This is a genomic window from Bacillus mycoides, assembly GCF_000832605.1.
GTDB lineage: Bacteria > Bacillota > Bacilli > Bacillales > Bacillaceae_G > Bacillus_A > Bacillus_A mycoides.
Genome location: NZ_CP009692.1, coordinates 2,273,214 through 2,290,733, shown reverse-complemented (window position 1 = coordinate 2,290,733; position 17,520 = coordinate 2,273,214). Strand labels below are relative to the sequence as shown.

General features: G+C 33.3%; 22 protein-coding genes. 4 read left to right on the top strand and 18 right to left on the bottom strand.

Features of this window, described 5'->3' with window-relative positions:
- Positions 1–129 precede the first annotated feature (129 nt).
- Positions 130–918 carry a helix-turn-helix domain-containing protein gene (locus BG05_RS13785; protein ID WP_003190785.1) on the bottom strand — a complete coding sequence of 263 codons (789 nt, stop codon included), beginning with the start codon at positions 916–918 and terminating at the stop codon, positions 130–132.
- Positions 919–1,374: 456 nt separating this feature from the next.
- Positions 1,375–1,578 carry a hypothetical protein gene (locus BG05_RS13780; RefSeq protein WP_002185166.1) on the bottom strand — a complete coding sequence of 68 codons (204 nt, stop codon included), beginning with the start codon at positions 1,576–1,578 and terminating at the stop codon, positions 1,375–1,377.
- Between the two features lie 152 nt (positions 1,579–1,730).
- Between BG05_RS13780 and BG05_RS13775 the strand changes: the two genes are divergently transcribed.
- Both BG05_RS13775 and BG05_RS13770 read left to right on the top strand, forming a co-directional pair.
- Positions 1,731–2,543 carry a GNAT family N-acetyltransferase gene (locus BG05_RS13775; RefSeq protein WP_003190782.1) on the top strand — a complete coding sequence of 271 codons (813 nt, stop codon included), beginning with the start codon at positions 1,731–1,733 and terminating at the stop codon, positions 2,541–2,543.
- Between the two features lie 171 nt (positions 2,544–2,714).
- Positions 2,715–2,918 (top strand): CsbD family protein, encoded by a 204-nt coding sequence (locus BG05_RS13770; protein ID WP_002185163.1) that lies wholly within the window; start codon positions 2,715–2,717, stop codon positions 2,916–2,918.
- 89 nt (positions 2,919–3,007) lie between these two features.
- On the opposite strand, the gene BG05_RS13765 is transcribed toward BG05_RS13770, so the two are convergent.
- The 12 genes from BG05_RS13765 to BG05_RS13710 all read right to left on the bottom strand — a co-directional run bounded on the left by BG05_RS13765 (position 3,008) and on the right by BG05_RS13710 (position 11,274).
- Positions 3,008–3,994 (bottom strand): HoxN/HupN/NixA family nickel/cobalt transporter, encoded by a 987-nt coding sequence (locus BG05_RS13765; RefSeq protein ID WP_002185161.1) that lies wholly within the window; start codon positions 3,992–3,994, stop codon positions 3,008–3,010.
- Positions 3,981–4,613, bottom strand: a complete 633-nt coding sequence (locus tag BG05_RS13760; protein ID WP_002087808.1) for an AmiS/UreI family transporter — start codon at positions 4,611–4,613, stop codon at positions 3,981–3,983. Before BG05_RS13760 ends, BG05_RS13765 begins: the two co-directional genes overlap by 14 nt.
- Before the next feature lie 18 nt (positions 4,614–4,631).
- Entirely contained in the window at positions 4,632–5,453 is an 822-nt protein-coding gene (locus BG05_RS13755) for an urease accessory protein UreD (protein WP_002185160.1), read from the bottom strand.
- Complete coding sequence (gene ureG, locus BG05_RS13750) at positions 5,450–6,067, bottom strand: urease accessory protein UreG (RefSeq protein ID WP_002185159.1); 618 nt, start codon at positions 6,065–6,067, stop codon at positions 5,450–5,452. The genes BG05_RS13755 and ureG overlap by 4 nt, the downstream gene beginning before the upstream one ends.
- A gap of 14 nt (positions 6,068–6,081) precedes the next feature.
- A complete protein-coding gene (locus BG05_RS13745) occupies positions 6,082–6,780 on the bottom strand; it encodes an urease accessory protein UreF (RefSeq protein WP_002185158.1) in 699 nt (232 codons plus the stop codon).
- Positions 6,758–7,213, bottom strand: a complete 456-nt coding sequence (locus BG05_RS13740; protein WP_002146294.1) for an urease accessory protein UreE — start codon at positions 7,211–7,213, stop codon at positions 6,758–6,760. The genes BG05_RS13745 and BG05_RS13740 overlap by 23 nt, the downstream gene beginning before the upstream one ends.
- A gap of 18 nt (positions 7,214–7,231) precedes the next feature.
- Positions 7,232–8,944, bottom strand: a complete 1,713-nt coding sequence (gene ureC, locus BG05_RS13735; protein ID WP_033713764.1) for an urease subunit alpha — start codon at positions 8,942–8,944, stop codon at positions 7,232–7,234.
- A gap of 1 nt (position 8,945) precedes the next feature.
- Positions 8,946–9,275: an urease subunit beta gene (locus BG05_RS13730; protein WP_002185156.1), complete on the bottom strand. Its 330-nt coding sequence runs from the start codon at positions 9,273–9,275 to the stop codon at positions 8,946–8,948.
- 14 nt (positions 9,276–9,289) lie between these two features.
- Complete coding sequence (locus BG05_RS13725; RefSeq protein WP_002066603.1) at positions 9,290–9,592, bottom strand: urease subunit gamma; 303 nt, start codon at positions 9,590–9,592, stop codon at positions 9,290–9,292.
- 141 nt (positions 9,593–9,733) lie between these two features.
- A complete protein-coding gene (locus BG05_RS13720) occupies positions 9,734–9,985 on the bottom strand; it encodes a DUF2164 domain-containing protein (protein WP_002111161.1) in 252 nt (83 codons plus the stop codon).
- A gap of 17 nt (positions 9,986–10,002) precedes the next feature.
- The gene (locus BG05_RS13715) at positions 10,003–10,455 is read right to left on the bottom strand and encodes a peptidoglycan recognition protein family protein (RefSeq protein ID WP_002146292.1); all 453 of its coding nucleotides are present in this window, start codon (positions 10,453–10,455) and stop codon (positions 10,003–10,005) included.
- A gap of 15 nt (positions 10,456–10,470) precedes the next feature.
- Positions 10,471–11,274, bottom strand: coding sequence for a protein phosphatase 2C domain-containing protein (locus tag BG05_RS13710; protein WP_002185153.1), 804 nt, complete (start codon positions 11,272–11,274; stop codon positions 10,471–10,473).
- A 143-nt stretch (positions 11,275–11,417) separates the two neighbouring features.
- Here BG05_RS13710 and BG05_RS13705 point away from each other — a divergent pair, with 143 nt between their 5' ends.
- Positions 11,418–12,227, top strand: a complete 810-nt coding sequence (locus tag BG05_RS13705; RefSeq protein ID WP_000251329.1) for a YitT family protein — start codon at positions 11,418–11,420, stop codon at positions 12,225–12,227.
- Between the two features lie 20 nt (positions 12,228–12,247).
- On the opposite strand, the gene BG05_RS13700 is transcribed toward BG05_RS13705, so the two are convergent.
- Positions 12,248–12,619, bottom strand: a complete 372-nt coding sequence (locus BG05_RS13700) for a VOC family protein (protein ID WP_002128532.1) — start codon at positions 12,617–12,619, stop codon at positions 12,248–12,250.
- Positions 12,620–12,855: 236 nt separating this feature from the next.
- On the opposite strand from BG05_RS13700, the gene BG05_RS13695 reads away from it, so the two are divergent.
- Positions 12,856–14,388, top strand: a complete 1,533-nt coding sequence (locus BG05_RS13695; RefSeq protein ID WP_002185152.1) for a BA3702 family sensor histidine kinase — start codon at positions 12,856–12,858, stop codon at positions 14,386–14,388.
- A 136-nt stretch (positions 14,389–14,524) separates the two neighbouring features.
- On the opposite strand, the gene BG05_RS13690 is transcribed toward BG05_RS13695, so the two are convergent.
- From BG05_RS13690 to BG05_RS13680, 3 genes are all read right to left on the bottom strand, one after another.
- Positions 14,525–15,319: a phosphotransferase gene (locus BG05_RS13690; RefSeq protein WP_002185151.1), complete on the bottom strand. Its 795-nt coding sequence runs from the start codon at positions 15,317–15,319 to the stop codon at positions 14,525–14,527.
- Positions 15,320–15,456: 137 nt separating this feature from the next.
- Positions 15,457–16,071 carry an alpha/beta hydrolase gene (locus tag BG05_RS13685; RefSeq protein WP_002185150.1) on the bottom strand — a complete coding sequence of 205 codons (615 nt, stop codon included), beginning with the start codon at positions 16,069–16,071 and terminating at the stop codon, positions 15,457–15,459.
- 27 nt (positions 16,072–16,098) lie between these two features.
- Positions 16,099–17,037: a ring-cleaving dioxygenase gene (locus BG05_RS13680; RefSeq protein WP_002185147.1), complete on the bottom strand. Its 939-nt coding sequence runs from the start codon at positions 17,035–17,037 to the stop codon at positions 16,099–16,101.
- Positions 17,038–17,520 lie beyond the last annotated feature (483 nt).

Sequence of the window (17,520 nt, the reverse complement as noted above, 5' to 3'; positions counted from 1 at the left end):
ATTATAACAGACTTCTACAAATAATTACGATATTTATCTGTATTTTCTGAATTATTTCTTTGGAAATAATTCTAATAAATAAAAACCATGTTTTGAATACATACGATACAAAACATGGTTCTCTCCTATTTAAAAACTATCTACCTTTTTTCTTACTTTCTTTTTTAATTTAAAAATGACACGATTACTATATTCTTTATTTTCTACTAAAATCCGATACGTCTCTAACACTCCTAAAACACGAACAAAAAGATAAAACCCGATAGCAATAAGTACAACACAATAAGGATAATACTGCACGAGCTCTCCTGAAGTAATTCGTTTTTTCTCAAATAAAAATGGTATCGCTCCTGCTGCTATGAAACAAAGTCCAACAATTACTACTGCAGCATACTTCTTTTTAATAGTCGCATATCTTTTTGTCAATTCTTTTAAAAAGTTTGGATCAAATAGTAATTTTTCTTTTTTTAATACATTGTATCGACTCTCTTCTATAGTTACAGGTACCATCATTGCTCCAATTCCAAGGACAGCAATGATAATGACAAGGAATGTAGACATTGTTGCATTTTCTTTAAATAATAAATACGGTATTGTAGATAAAATAAGCAAGCTAAATCCTAATGCGATATATTTAGAAATTTTTTGCCCATACACTATATACCCTTCCGCCATTTCCTTACTTACATAATAACCATTTTCCTTTTCATTACTTTGCTCAGCAGTTTCTTTTAATAAGTAATCAAGAGATACTTCAAATACATTTCCAATCATTATTAGTTTTTCGGTTTCAGGAAAACCTTGACCATTTTCCCATTTGCTAACCGCTTGTCTTGTTGTGTTTAATTTCTCAGCTAACGCTTCTTGAGAAAGGCCTTTTTCCTTTCTTAATTTAAAAAGCTTCTCACCAAATTCCATATGTGTGTCCCCCTTTGTTTTCTTAACTAAATTGTAGGTCAACATTGCTCTTATCTCTATCTTCCTGTGGTTGCACTTTGTCAACTTACAGTTGCGATTGTGTTATATAGCGGTTTTGTATACGATTTAGCTGTTTTTCTTCTATAATTATGGCGTTAATAAAATAATTACTCTCAATGACCAATTATAACAATTAAAGGGAATTATTGTTATAAAAAATAAAAAAACTCCTTTATTCATTTAAAGGAGTTTTCGTTATGAACCATTCTAAGATGACTACTTTTTCTTCTATATATTTTTCTGTTTCATGTAATGAATGATGAGCATCTCATACAGTATATGTTTTTATCTCTTTTTTTAAGGCGTACTCATATATATGTAAAATGTCACTTATATTAAATTAACTTAATGTAAGATCTTTCGTATACGACGTTTTATATTACCACTTCTTAACAATCATAGCGGCTTCTGCTTAAACTTTTCATAATTCCGTACCTTTAATGAAAGGATATTCCCGCAATCTGTACAAATATAAGCATCCACTGGTGAAGATGTGAACATCGTTTCCTTTTTCCGTATCTGTGCATAACCGATAAACTCACCTTCTCCTATGTTTTGAGAACCGCAATGAGAGCATGTCTGCACGTCTTCCTGTTTCATGAGAGCACCACCTTTAATCTGTTTCTACTCCCTTCGACAGTTCACTTCCATTTACCTTCCAAAAACCTTCTTATTCTCTTACATTTCAACAGGAATCTCAGAACAAACATCGTATATGTACTATGAAATATATTTATTGACGGAGGAATCGTATGAGTACAATTATGACAGTCAATACAGCACAAGAAATTGAGAACGCAGAAATAGATATGCTTTCTTCTAGATTAGAGGCACTACAAGAAATAAGCGGAAATCCAATGCAAGTACAAATGAAAAAGTTCGAGAGTGCCACTGCCTTTTCATCAAAAATAATTGCTGGTCCTGCTTTTAATACAGTAAAGGGCATTACATTTACAAATACAGATGAGATAGATGAAATCATCGCTTATTATCAATCACTACAAATCCCTTGCCGTTTTGAAATTACACCGGCTCAAGGTACAACTGAATTATTTCAATACTTATCTCAAAAAGGTTTTTATCAATCTAGCTTCCATACCGCTTTATATAGTTTACCAAGAGAAGACTCATCGCTGCTGCCTTCTAACATTTCAGTACGCCAACTAAAAGAAAATGAATTTGATATTTTTGCAGACATATATGTACGTGGATTTAACATGCCATCCTTTACAAAAAATGGCGTTCGTCAAAATAATGAAATTCTTTACAATAAACCAGGATGGCATTTTTTCATAGCCGAAGTTCAAAACACTCCTGCTAGTATAGGGGTACTTTATATAAATAAAGGTGTTTCTTCATTAGCTGCTTCTGCTACTTTGCCAGAATTTCAACGTAAAGGTTGTCATACCGCATTAATTCAAAAACGAATTGAGACCGCTCTTGCATCCAATTGCAATTTAATAGTTGGACAAGCAAGATTCGGTAGCGGCAGTCAAAATAATATGGAACGTGCCCATATTAAAATTGCTTATACAAAATCAATATGGACTGCGAAAGACATATAATTAACTTTCTTTTTCTTTCCATTACGAATGTATACATTTTATGACAATTACCTTTCTATCCTGTTATTCATTTGAATATTCAAACTAAATTTGTTACGCTATTACTAGATACATCATTCAACTTGCAATATGAAAAGAGAATTCTACTCAAACTACAAGGAGGAGAAATGTATGACTAAACATGATCATGGTTTAAAAGAAAAAGTAGAAGGTGTTATTGATAAGGTAAAAGGTGAAGTAAAGGAAGTTGTCGGGAAAGTAACGGACAATAAAAAATTACAAGCCGAGGGAAAATGGGATAAAATGAAAGGCACTGCTAAAGATACGGTTGGTAATATAAAAGAAAAAGCACATGAATATAAGGAACATAAATAATAAAAAAAACACGTTAGATGCATTTTCATCTAACGTGTTTTTTATTTCAGTTTATATACATAATTAACCAAATATCACACGGTATATTTTTATTTCTCTATACTCTTTGTAAGTGGTTCTTTAAATGCATTTCTATTCCATACAGCAAAAACAATAAGAGAAATAATAAAGAATACAACAAGACATATACCCAAATAATCAAAATTAACTACCTGAATGAGATTCCAAAACGGTCCCTGTAAATTATAGCTTTCAATAAGTAAAGATAATAGTTGATAACCCCCTATTAAAAAAGCCGTTATAACAGATATTGAGGTAATTAATACGTTATATGAATTTCTAATTCGACTATTTTCCATTGCCCACTTATAATTCGTATTCATGAATGTACTATCTAATGTATCCATCAACGACATTCCTGCAGCAAACAAAATGGGAAAAGCAAATATACTTACAAGCGGGATAGATTGACTTGTTGCAGTTACTGTAGAAAGAGCAATTAATCCGATTTCACTTGCTGTATCAAAACCAAGCCCAAATAAAAAACCGATCATATACAATTGCTTTTGACTATCAATAAACCTAAATAAGCGCTGCGTGAAACGATATATAAATCCTAAGTTTTCTGGTTGCTTATCCTCTTGGCTTCGTAACACTTTAATAAGGTACAACAGATTGGTAAACCCAATAATAATAAGAAATGTACTAGAAACAATTGTGCCGATAATACCGCCTATAGTAGAAAAACTCTCCATTCCATGTTTTGCTGTTTTTCCAATTAAAGCAATTAATACGATCATCACAAATACTACAGTAGAGTGTCCTAATGAGAAGTAAAACCCCACCCCCTGTGAGTTTTTACCTTTTTCAATTAATTTCCGAACAGTATTATCAATTGCGACAATATGATCACTATCAAACGCATGACGCAATCCTAAAGAATATGCAATAATAGCCATTCCAATTATGCTATTGCCTTTATACAGTGCAGGTAATAATAAGAGAATTCCAAGCACATGAAGAAATATAATAATAACAAAAAAATTAGTTGCTTTTTTCAGTTCACTTTTCCACATAGTTACTAACCCTTTCTACTTTAGATTGAATACTCTTGAAAAAGAAAAGTGCCATAATAAAAACTACAATCGTTATAATAGTCACTAAAATAATTACAAAATCATTTAACATGCCTGTATGATTTGTAAGTGTTAACAGGGCTGGTATCGTTGCAGTAATCCAAGATTCAATGAAGCAAACAATCCCTACATAAATATGAATCTTCTTTTTCAACCCATCTTGCAGGAAAAATAAAAACCAAAGGAACGCCCAAAAGAACCAAATTATTGTACTTTGTAGACTTCCACTCTCATGTAATTGATTCGCTATTCCCATAACCGTTGCAATAATAGCAACCCAAAGAGAATAGTAACCTACACCTGAAGAATCAAGTTCTAATATATTCGTAAGGCCAACATATAAATAAGTAAAACCAAATAAAAAAATAGTTCCATTAGATAGGATAGTCCACTCATTAGATTGACTTCCTGTAAATAATAAATATAATGGTGTCAAAGTTTGTAATGCCCCTACAAATAAATTGAAGTACCCTACACTTTTGCTATCAATGAGTTTAAAAGCTGCTAGTGCATTCATAAATAGAACTGCACCGACAAATAATAATCCCACATTAGTCATAGTATCCCCTTCTCCTACTTAATATTTTCGATAGGATGTTAATTCTTCATGCAGACAATTCTCTCTAACAAAACGATGACACTGAAAAAATATAGATTCCATATCCTCTGTATTATGACTAAGTATGCGTATGACAAAGCCTTTACATGGCATAGAAGATATTCCAATCTTCATATTGTTAGTGTTAGAAAGCGAAGTTTTCAATGCTGCAATTAAATCATTTGTAATGTTCTCATTAATAACTATGAAAGTACCATAATGGGAATATTGATTTAATATTCCCATTTGATCTAACGACTCTTTGAAAGGGTTTAACAATAGATGATCGTAAACTACAAGTTTGTTTTCCATATATATTTTTGTTAGCGAATCAAAATACTGGTATGTGAACTTCTCCATATTTGGAGACCAACCAGGCGTAACTGAATCGCATAAAATCAATGTAGAATTATTTTGCATATATATATTTGTTTTTTGCTTATATGCTGCATCCTTGTACATAATCAACGGATCTGGTAAATACTCCATAACAGCATTTTCACCAATATAAAAATTCAATTCTTGCAAAGCATAACTATTTGGAGTCTTGTAAACTTTCGTTGCTGATTGGCTTGTTATATATGTTTTCGCATCTTCATGAACATTTATATTTATAGAATAGAAATCTCCTTTTAAATAACCTCCACCAGAATTCATGATATAGTAATATGCTCTACCATAATCGTCCAAATACATTGGTTGCGTTACTTTTAAGGCATCTTTATGATAAACCTTAATAGGTACTGTTTTATGTCTCTTTTCCATCACATCAATGTTTAAGACACCTGTAGGGGCTTTCATTTTTTCAATCCTTCTAACATGATGTTTTGTCGCATCCAATTTATTAATCCCTGTAAGCCTTCCTCATCCTTCAAATTTGTAAAAAAATATGGTTTATTATGTCGGTAATTTTTCGTATCCTGCTCCATAACTCCAAGATCAGCCCCTACATAAGGTGCCAAATCCGTTTTATTAATAACAAATACATCAGATTTGATCATTCCTTGTCCACCTTTACGAGGAATCTTTTCTCCTTGTGCCACATCGATAATATAAATTGAAAAATCCACTAGCTCTGGACTAAATGTGGCAGCTAAATTATCACCCCCACTTTCAATAAAAATAATATCTAAATTACTATGTCTAATCATGAGCTCTTCAATTGCTTCAAAATTCATAGAAGCATCCTCTCGAATTGCTGTATGTGGACACCCTCCTGTCTCTACACCAATAATTCTATCTTCTGGCAAAACACCTGTTTTCAATAAAATCTTTGCATCTTCTTTCGTATAAATATCGTTTGTAATCGCTGCAATTTCATAATCTGTATTTAAATATTTTGTTAACCTTTCAACTAACATTGTTTTCCCAGCACCTACCGGGCCACCAATACCAATTTTAATAGGCTTTATCATTTTATTTTTCCTCCCTATGACATGAAGACTCTTATATTTACATCTTCATGTTGCATTTGATTTATTTCGAATTCAGGATCATTCAATCCAAAATCCTCTAATGAAAGCATTTGAATTCTATCAATAGATTCACAGATCAATTCATGGCATTCTTGTAATAGTTTTTGACCATCTGTTTGTCCAAGAGGAATGGCTCTCACACCATTTTGAATAATGCTTCCAACACTTGAATATAAGAAAACTAAGAGCGTTTCTTCTATTGTCATTTTCAATTCCGCCCCTAATATTCCGTATACGATACTAGGATGTCCTTGTAATCTATTACAAAAAATATTTTCTTTGTACACATTTAAATTTTCAAATGAAAACAATTCACAACACAACTTAGAGGTACTTTTACTAATCATTCTATTTGCTTTTCTACATTCAAAGGGCAATGTTTGTGCCGTTATTAATTCATCTAAAAATGTAATTTTCTTATCATCATTATTCTTAATGGCTTCGTAAGTATATTTGCAAATTAAGCCGTCCGTGTGTGTTAATTGCACTTTTACATATCGATTAATCCATTTGAAAAATTCGCCTTTATTTGTAACTTGTCCCTCTTCAATAAATGTTTCTAATCCAAAAGAGTGACTAAAACTTCCTGTCGGGAAGTTCGAATCACTAATTTGGAGTAGGTTAAGTAGGTTAAATATGTTTGTGTGAAGCATGCTTGAACGGTTTTGGTAATACTCTATTTTCTTTTTGATAAGGAACACCTTCCTTTTTGAGTAAATCTTCTACTAAGTAGTCGTTCGCCAAAATCATACACCCTTCATCGAATTGTGCTGGCAAATGTCTATTTCCTAAGTTATGCGCAATAATTCCCATTTCTTTTATTGACGTTGGAGTAATTACAATTACCTCTTCTGGTAACACTTCAATATATACAATACGATGTTCATCTTCATATAAAATATCACCATTCTTTAATGTTTCCCCATTATCTAAAGACACCCCAATTTCAAAACCAGATTCTGAAAATAATTTCTGGACCCTCTTCAATAAAAGTTCACTAGAAATCAATATTTTATCAAGATGCTTTTTTGTATTTGAAAAATCATTCATATTGCATACGTTGTTATTAATTTTTTCAATAATCATTTTTTCTCCCCCGTTATATCAAAATAAAAAATATCTTTGAGCCATAGGTAATACATCTACTGCTTCACACGTAATAACTTGTCCATCAACTTTAACTTCATATGTCTGCGGATCTACTTCAATTTTGGGTGTTGCATTATTCAGCTTCATATCTTGCTTAGAAATCTCTCTCGTATTTTTAACAGGTAATACAACTTTATTTAAACCTAATTTTTCTTTAATATTATTCTCGTAAGCTGCTTTGGATACAAATGTAATCGAACTTGACTGTACTGCTTTTCCATATGCACCAAACATCTTTTTTTCATAATATGGTTGTGGTGTAGGGATCGAAGCATTCTCGTCTCCCATTAATGCCATCACTACCATCCCGTTTTTCAAAACCATATCTGGCTTAACACCGAAAAATTGGGGATCCCATATTACAAGGTCTGCATACTTTCCTACTTCAATAGAGCCGACATATTCTGAAATCCCATGTGTAATAGCTGGATTAATCGTATACTTAGCTATATAACGTTGAATTCTTTTATTATCGTTATATTCTTTATCTCCCTCTAAACTACCAATCTGCTTTTTCATTTTATCGGCGGTTTGCCAATTGCGAATAATAACCTCTCCAACCCTTCCCATCGCCTGTGAGTCAGAGCTAATCATGCTGAAAACCCCTAAATCTTGCAAAATATCCTCTGCCGCAATTGTTTCTTTTCGAATCCTTGAATCCGCAAACATTACATCTTCTGGAATATTTGCTTTTAAATGATGACATACCATGAGCATATCTAAATGTTCATCCAGCGTATTCACTGTATATGGCAAGGTCGGGTTCGTTGAAGAAGGTAAAATATTATTCAGTGCAGCAATCTTTATAATATCTGGTGCATGCCCACCACCAGCCCCTTCAGTGTGGTACGTATGAATAACACGACCATCAATAGCCTTTATCGTTTCTTCCACAAAACCACATTCATTTAACGTATCAGTATGAATAGCAACTTGAATATCATATTTATCAGCAATCTGTAACGAGTGATTAATTGCTGAAGAAGTCGCTCCCCAATCTTCATGAATTTTTAATCCAATAGCCCCTGCAAATATTTGTTCTTCCAGGGCAGGTAAACTTGAACTATTTCCTTTCCCTAAAAACCCAAGATTTATAGGAAAAGCTTCTGCTGCTTCTAGCATTTTTCTTAAATTCCAAGATCCAGGTGTTATCGTAGTTGCCTTAGTACCCTCTGCCGGTCCTGTTCCTCCACCAATTAAAGTTGTTATACCTGAAGCTAATGCTGTATCAATTTGTTGTGGGGATATGAAATGCACGTGTGTATCAATACCTCCAGCTGTAACGATTTTCCGCTCACCAGAAATTACTTCCGTTGATGTTCCAATGATGATATCAATATTATCCATAATTGAAGGATTACCACTCTTACCAATTGCTGAAATCTTTCCATCTTTTATACCAATATCCGCTTTATATACTCCTGTATAATCAATAATAATTGCATTGGTAATAACAACATCCACAACACCCTGTTCCCTTGTAAGTTGCGAATTTTGTCCCATACCATCCCTAATTGATTTTCCTCCACCAAAGACAGCTTCATCACCATATACGGTGTAATTCCGATCAATATGTGCGAATAATTGTGTATCCGCTAAACGAATAGAATCTCCTGTAGTTGGACCATATAAATCAGCATATTGTTTACGTGACATCTTAAAACTCATGCTATCTCCCTCTTTTTTTGTAAGATTGAATATCGCCATCCACTTTATTTTTAAATCCATATACTTCTTGCTTCCCTGAGTATGGAACTAATTCAATCGTTTTTTCATCCCCAGGCTCGAATCTTACCGCTGTACCCGCTGGAATATTTAAATGTTGTCCAATTGCTACACTACGATTGAACTTTAACGCCTCATTCACTTCATAAAAGTGGTAATGAGATCCAATTTGAATCGGTCTATCTCCCTGATTTAACACCTTAACTTTCGTTTCTTTTTTATTTTCATTACATACTATGTCTTCTTTCGCAAGGATATATTGCCCTGGAATCATAACATTCACTTCCTTTAATGAATTGGTTGATGAATAGTTACTAATTTTGTTCCATCAGGAAAAGTTGCCTCAACTTGAATATCTGATATCATGTCTGCAATACCATCCATAACATCTTCAGCACTTAAAATATTTTTTCCAAGTTCCATTAATTCCGCTACATTTTTACCATCTCTTGCTCCTTCCAAAATTTCATACGTAATAATAGCGATACTTTCTGGATAGTTTAACTTAAGCCCTCTCTCCTTTCGTCGATAAGCTAAATCAGCCGCAACAACTACCAGCATTTTATCAATTTCTCTTGGCGTTAATCTCATTGCACTCTTCCTTTCTGAAGTATTTTAAAACTAAGAATATTCTAAAAATAAAAGGTGTACTTCCAATGTCCTTTCCGTGTTTTCTCCATGTTTTTTTGCTGCCAATCAAATAAAAAAAAGACTAGAATTTCTAGTCTTTTTTTATTTCCCTTCATTCTTCTCTAACACATATAAATCTTCTTCAATATTTGATAACTTTTCAGTTACAAGTTTTCTTGCATCTCCAATTGCTTGATTGTATGCAAATGGTCCTACTAATTTAATCATTTCCTCTATTAAACGCTCTGCTTGAAAACGTCCAATCTCATCTAAATCTTCTTCAACGAAAAATTGCTGAATTTGTGCTACAAGCTCTTCTTTTTTATCAGTCGGTATTTTTATGTTCATCATCATGAGTTACTCCTCTATATTTAAGATAATACTTTTCTTAACTCTACCATAGAAAAGCGATTTCCTGGACAAGTTTTTGTAACCCCTTCTAACTCCCTATGGCCGAGTATATTCCCTTTCTCTATGGCAAACTGCTTCATAAACATTTTACATAAAGAATATAATGAATTCATTTGTGCAGTAGTTGGATCATATTTATCAAAATTTCCCGTCATACATATTCCAATTGTATTACTATTATTATCTTTCGCATGTGCTCCAATATGTAAACCTCGTCCTTCGACTACAGTTCCATCTTCTTCAATAAAATAATTGTAACCAATCCCGCTCCATCCTCTTACCTTTTGATGAAATTCGTGAGTTTTATACACATCCCAGCCATCTTCTGACGTATGGTGGATAATCAGTTTATTTACTTTTTCTAAAGGAACTAACTCATTTTGAAACGTTAAATTTGCACATTTAATTTCCATATGAACATCCTCCTCTTACAAATCGATCATAATAACTGTTTTATCATCTGGTCTTATTCTATTTTTTCCTTCTAACCTTTCAATGATTGCTACATATTCTTTTATACTATTCTTTCTTATATATGCTACAGTTTGTTCTAACGACCATTCTGGGTGAAACAATCCGTCTGAACAAATAAAAATCCCACTTACTTCAGCTACCTGTAATTCACCATATTGTAAATAATCCATAGCTTCTTTCATCCCATTTGCAACTGAATAGCCGTTTGGCATATTTGCAAGATAGCGATTGTATTTTAACTGCTCCCGAACATCTTGAAAAACGTGTTCTTCCGGGACTGGTAATCCTTTTTTACGATCCTCTTCCCTCTTCTTTTTTGCGCGTTTACTAATTCCCTTAACTGTATCTTTCGTTAATACTCTTATCGCTCCATCCTGAAGTATTGCAACGATCATACAATCACCTAATTGTGCATATTCAAGTTTATCGCCTTCTATTTGAACTGCTGCAATACATGTACACCACAGATGGTCTTTTTTTCTCGTATCAACCTTGTACTCTAGCATCTTGTTTTGCAATAATTCATTCGCCTTTGCAACTTCACCTTGTAAACTATTGATCTCTCGTAGCGAAGTAAAATGACTTGCAAATAAATGTGAAGCGATGTATGCTCCATTATGTCCTTCTTCATCACAAAATGGAACTAACGGTGTTGCTCCATCGCATACACCGTAAATCATTTTATCTTCATTACAAAAAAATGAATCCTCACACTCTTGTTTTAAAGGACTCTTCTGTTGATACGTCGTTATCTTCATATCTGTATCCCCTCCCAATTTATCAAACACTCGAACTATTTAGATTAATCTAATTTTCCGAAATAAACTGTTTTCCCAAAAAACTTTCAATTTCATATATAATCTTGAAATAATATGATTATTTAGTGAAGGACGGGAAAGAGATGGTCAGATTTCTTGGTGTTATTTTTGGTTCTATTATTATCGCAATTGCCTTTAATCTTTTCCTTATCCCCCATAAAATTTTAAGTAGTGGAATTGGCGGAATTGCTATTATTTTAGGGATTGTAACCCCTGTAAACACAGGTATTATTAACTTTGTATTGAACTTACCTATCCTTATTTTAGGATACATAGGTCTTGGAAAAAAAGTGATTTTTAACACGGTTGTTTCTGTAATTGTATTATCTGTTGCATTATACTATGTTCCAGTAAAAGTCGTAGCAACAGATCCACTTTTATCATCTGTATTTGGCGGTGTCATCGCCGGAGCTGGTATTGGTCTTGTCTTTAACTGCCATGGTTCAACTGGTGGATTTGATATTATCGGTATGTTGTTATCTCGTAAGCGAGATATTAAACTTGGTGGATTCCTTATTGCATTAAATACTGTTGTTGTTGTCATTGCAGGATTTTTCTTCACTTGGGATGTTGCCCTTACAAGCTTACTTTCAATTTATGTAACTGGTAAAGTAATTGATGCCGTTCATACGAAACATCGTAAAGTTACACTTATGATTGTAACAAATCAAGCAGAAGAAATGAAAAAAAAGCTTCTTTCAACTGTAGTACGTGGAATTACGTTACTTGATGGTGAAGGTGCTTATTCAAACGAGAAAAAACGTGTACTTATGACAGTCGTTTCACGTGAAGAATTAGCAAGTATGAAACTAACGATTTCGGAAATTGATCCTCATGCATTCGTTAATATTACGGAGACTGTTGAAGTATTAGGATTGTTTAGAAAAGTGTAAAAAACTAGGTGGACCTTCACCTAGTTTTTATTTTCCATAAATTCAATTCGATTTCCAAACGGATCTGACACGTAAAATCTGATTATATCTGGTCGCGCATGATCATCTATTACTTCAACATCTTGCTTTATTAACTCTTGTTTAAATTCATCAATTTTTAAAACATAAAAAGCTGGATGCGCTTTTTTAGCTGGATTAAAGTTTTGCTCAACTCCGATATGAATCTCTTGATTTCCACACTTAAACCAACACCCACCACGCTTCTTTAATTCCTCCGGCTTTGGAATTTCCTCCATTCCAATTTTATTACCATAAAATTCTCGCGCTTCTTCTTCACATCCTACGGGCGCAGCTACTTGTACATGATCAATTCCTTGAATATAATTTTTCATATTCCTTCCCCCTCTTCTAGTCTAATCGTATAACGAAAACACATTCATGTAACTTACAGAAAATTAATTAAGCAATATAAGATTCTCTTATTACTACCTTTTATACCTTCCACTAATAATAAAAAAAGAAAATTTATTCTGTAATTTCCATTTTTTATAGAAATAAACGTCACACCTATATTATAGTTATTAATAGATCCATCTTTTTTAGATGCTAATTGTACGGAGGAAATATTATGAGTCGTAAAAAATATTCATCTACTCAAAAAAAGCGTCATCCGAACGTATCTGGACGCCTGCGAAACCATATACAAAATCGTTCTTTAGCAGAAATGTATGCATCTCTTTTTGAACATAACCCTGATAGTATTATTTCATTGAATTTAGAAGGAGTTATTTTACATATTAACCCCTCTGCGGAAAGAATATTAGGTTATACTTCTAACGAATTAGAGCGAAAAACAATCACTTCTATTTTAGAAGCACATATTTCTGATCAAGTGCTACAATACATAAAAAATGCTGCAGCTGACAATCAAAAAGAGTATATCGTCTCTATTTATCATAAAGACGGATATTTACTAGATGTCGTAACAAAATTAGTTCCTATTTTTGTTAAAAACCGTTTAACAGGTGTATACGCCATTATGAAACCCCTTGAAAAATCAGAAAGAATTGAGAAAGTATTACAAGAGAGTGAGAAACGATTACGCACATTAATGAATTCAATGCCTGCATTTGTTATTTTTAAGGATCATGAAGGACGCTGGCTTGAAGCGAATGACTATGCGCTTTCTTGTTTCAATTTCCATAACGTTCCTTATCATGGAAAAAAAGATAATGAACTCATTCAATATAACGAAGCATACCGCGAATCTTTTTTGCATTGTGAAGAAGTCGATGAACTAACATGGCAAAAAGGACAAATTCTTCACGGAGAGGAATTTATTATACATAGAAATGATTTCGACTTAGTTTTAAGCATTTCAAAAGTCCCACTCTTCCATCCTGATGGCTCACGCAAAGGTCTTATAGTGATGGGAAGAGACGTTACCGAACTAAAAGAAACCGAAAAGTTACTACGGAAATCCGAAAAACTTGCAGTAGTAGGACAACTGACAGCTGGAATTGCCCATGAAATTAGAAACCCGCTCACTTCATTAAAAGGATTTTTAACGTTATTACATCCAGAAATAAATGAGGAAAATAAATGGTATGTGGACGTTATGTTGAGTGAGATTTCACAAATGGAATCTATAACAAGCCAATTTATGGCGATGTCTAAACCACAAGTGTTATCTATTCATACATGCAACGTACAAACATTAATTGAAGAAGTTGTAACTTTTATTTTACCAACAGCAGTTATGCATAGCGTTCATATCATCATGGATCATTTCGATTATATTTCTGACATTCAATGTGACAGTAATCAATTAAAACAAGTTTTGATTAACATATTAAAAAATGCAATCGAGGCGATGCCTGATGGTGGTAACATATTCATTCAAACAGCTTCGTTAGAAAATGATTTTGTTTCAATACGCATTATGGATGAAGGTTGTGGGATTCCTGAAGAGCGCATGGCTCGTCTTGGCGAACCTTTTTATAGCTTGAAAGAAAAAGGAACTGGCCTTGGCTTAATGATGTGCTATAAAATCATTCAAGAGCATCACGGAAAATTATTCATTTCCAGTGAATTAAACATAGGAACAACTGTCGATATCCAATTACCAATTGCTACAGCTCAGCCTGTAACAAACTCTTAACTATGCTACATTAATATAGTAAAAGACATCTGTTATAAGTAGTCGGGTTATTGTGGAAAACCTCTACACTAATACGTTAAAAAGCTCAAAGTCCCTATATGACTCTGAGCTTTATTTTTGTATACGATTTATTTTATTAAATCCACTCTTTTCCATGTTTACGAATAAACTGAATATCATTTTCATAATGTTCAAGATGCCCTTCATCTATCATCTTTTGGAAGTTCATATCGCCTTCTAGTGCTTTTCTTTTCATGTATTTACATAATCCTTCTAATCGTAGAAGTACCATCTCCAAATAATCCTCGGCGATGCCATCACTTTTATAGGACTCAAAAAACAATTTAACTCTTTGCTTTATGCGGTCTGCATGCTGTAATGAATTATAATAAACCGCCGCACCTGTTTCCTTATAATAAACTCTACTTAATGGGACACAAGTGTAAAGAGTATAGGCTATGTCCCAAAGTCTTGGCCCAGGACCCGCAACATCAAAATCAATAATACCTACTGGTTTTTCATTATTAAAAATAATGTTGTATATTGCAAAATCATTGTGGCATACAACCTCTATTTTATTTGGAGTATTATCCATCGGTTTCCAATCATCTGATAACGGGAAATCACTCACAGCATCATGATAAAGACGGAGCATCTTCGCTATTTCTTTTAAAACATCATTAGACCACATGTACTCTTTTAAAGGGTAATTACCAGCTTCTCCTTCAATAAATGATAATATCTCTCTATCTTTATCATCAATACCTAAAAACTTTGGTGCATAACTAAAACCTTTGTTTTCCAAATGGTTTAATAGCTTATGAATTCGGGTACTGCCTTTCTTTAATTCTCGTCGAACAGTATCTTCCGAACGATATACGTTTGAGACACTCCCTCCCATTAGCATTTCTTCATTTTCGTAGTTTGACATCTAATAGTTCCCCTCCATTATTCTACATTTTCTTTATATTTTAACATAACTTTCCTATTCTCTTTTAACCCCTTAAATTGCAACAAAAAAATCGAGTATAAAATCTTTATGATTTTACACTCGATTTAGTCTACTATTTATGCATGTGAAAATATTTTTTCATACCATTCTGTTGCCTTCTCTACTTCATTCATCGTTAATTGATGTCCTCTATTTTCCCAATGCATTGTTACATTAGCATCTACATTTTCTAATAGCATCTTCAATTCCTCTGACTCAGAAGGTGAACAAATTGGATCATTTGTTCCAGCAGCGATAAATACGAATTTCTCTGCTAAATTAGGTAATTCTATTCCTCTTCTAGGCACCATTGGGTGATGAAGGACTGCACCTTTTAATGCATTTTCGTAATGGAATAATAAGCTCGCCGCAATATTTGCTCCATTTGAATACCCAACAGCTACGATACTATCTCTATCAAATTCATATGTTTTTGCTGCTTCATTCAAAAATTCATTTAATTCCTTCGTACGGAAAACAAGATCCTCTTCATCAAAAATACCTTCTGCTAATCGGCGGAAGAAACGAGGCATCCCATTTTCTAATACATTTCCACGAACACTTAATACAGAAGCTTCCCGATCAATTCTTTCTGCAAGCGGTAATAAATCTAATTCATTTCCTCCTGTACCATGAAGCAATAACAACACTGGTTTTGACGTATCTTTTCCTTTTTGAAAAACATGTTTCATCATATTCCTTTTCCCCTTTCAATCACTTTAATCTAGATTTCTCACTTCAAATGGTAAGAGTGTCTGTTCAATTTGTTTTCTATGTTGTTCATATCGATCCGGTAATTTTAACTCCTCACCCATCGTCTCTAAAGATTCGTCATGGGCAAAACCAGGAGGGTCTGTTGCAATTTCAAATAAGATTTCGCCGTGTTCTCTAAAATAAATTGCGTTAAAATAGTTTCGGTCTTGTACAGGGGTTACACCATATCCAAAGCGAGACACATGCTCTTTCCAGTCTAATTGATCAGCATCATCACTCGCTCTCCAAGCAATATGATGAACTGTACCAACACCCATTTGCCCACGTCCAATTGTTGATAATCTCAAATCGATAATATTTCCAATATCAGCAGAAGAACGGAACCGCATAAACTCTCCCTCTTCTCCTACTTTCTCAAGACCCATAACATGCTCTAACAATTCAGCAGTTTTTTGAGGTTGTGCAGATAAAAGAACAGCACCGCCAAATCCTTTAATTGCTACTTCTGGCGTAACTTCCCCAAAAGTCCAATTATTTAATTCGCCCTCTTCTCTTTCAACTAATTCTATATGCAAACCATGTGGATCATCCAATTCTATATACTGTTCTCCAAACCGAGTCATTTTTGTATACGGTACGTCGAATTTTTCTAATCTATTTTCCCAAAACTCCATTGTACCTTTTGGTACGACATAAGACGTAATGCCTACTTGACCGTCCCCAATAATACCTTGACGAGCACCTGCCCATGGAAAAAACGTAATAATTGTTCCAGGCTTTCCTCCTGTATTACCAAAATAAAGATGATACGTACCTGGATCATCAAAATTCACTGTTTGTTTTACTAAACGCAATCCTAATACACCTGCATAAAAATCTACATTTTCTTGTGGGTGACCTACGATTGCTGTAATGTGATGAATTCCCATCGTTTTCTTTTCCACTTTCTCCACCCCTTTTTTTATTTCATTACAAAAAACATTTATTCACTAAAATTCATTATTCATTTTGTCCATATGATAAAGTTCAATCCGCAATACTATCTTTTTCAAAATTGAGGTATCTCTCTAAAAAACTAACATATTTCATTTAGTTCAAAAATTATCTCGAATTCGAGATAATTCACAAAAAAACTACAGTTCTTATGATTATATTTTAAATATTGATTTTATGATTTTGACTATCCTTCAAAAAATATCTTGAATTCGAGATTCATTATAGTCTAATTAGTTTTTATTGTCAATGCAGATATCGTTTCATTTTTTCATCAAAAACAATATTCTGATAACTCACCTCCATCAAATAATTTATTTGAAAAAGAGCAACCGAAAAGCGGGAACATTCATGTAATAAATTTCTACTTTTCCCATAACCAAAAAGCCATACAAATGTATGACTTTTTTGATTATTTTTTGTTCAGCTACATA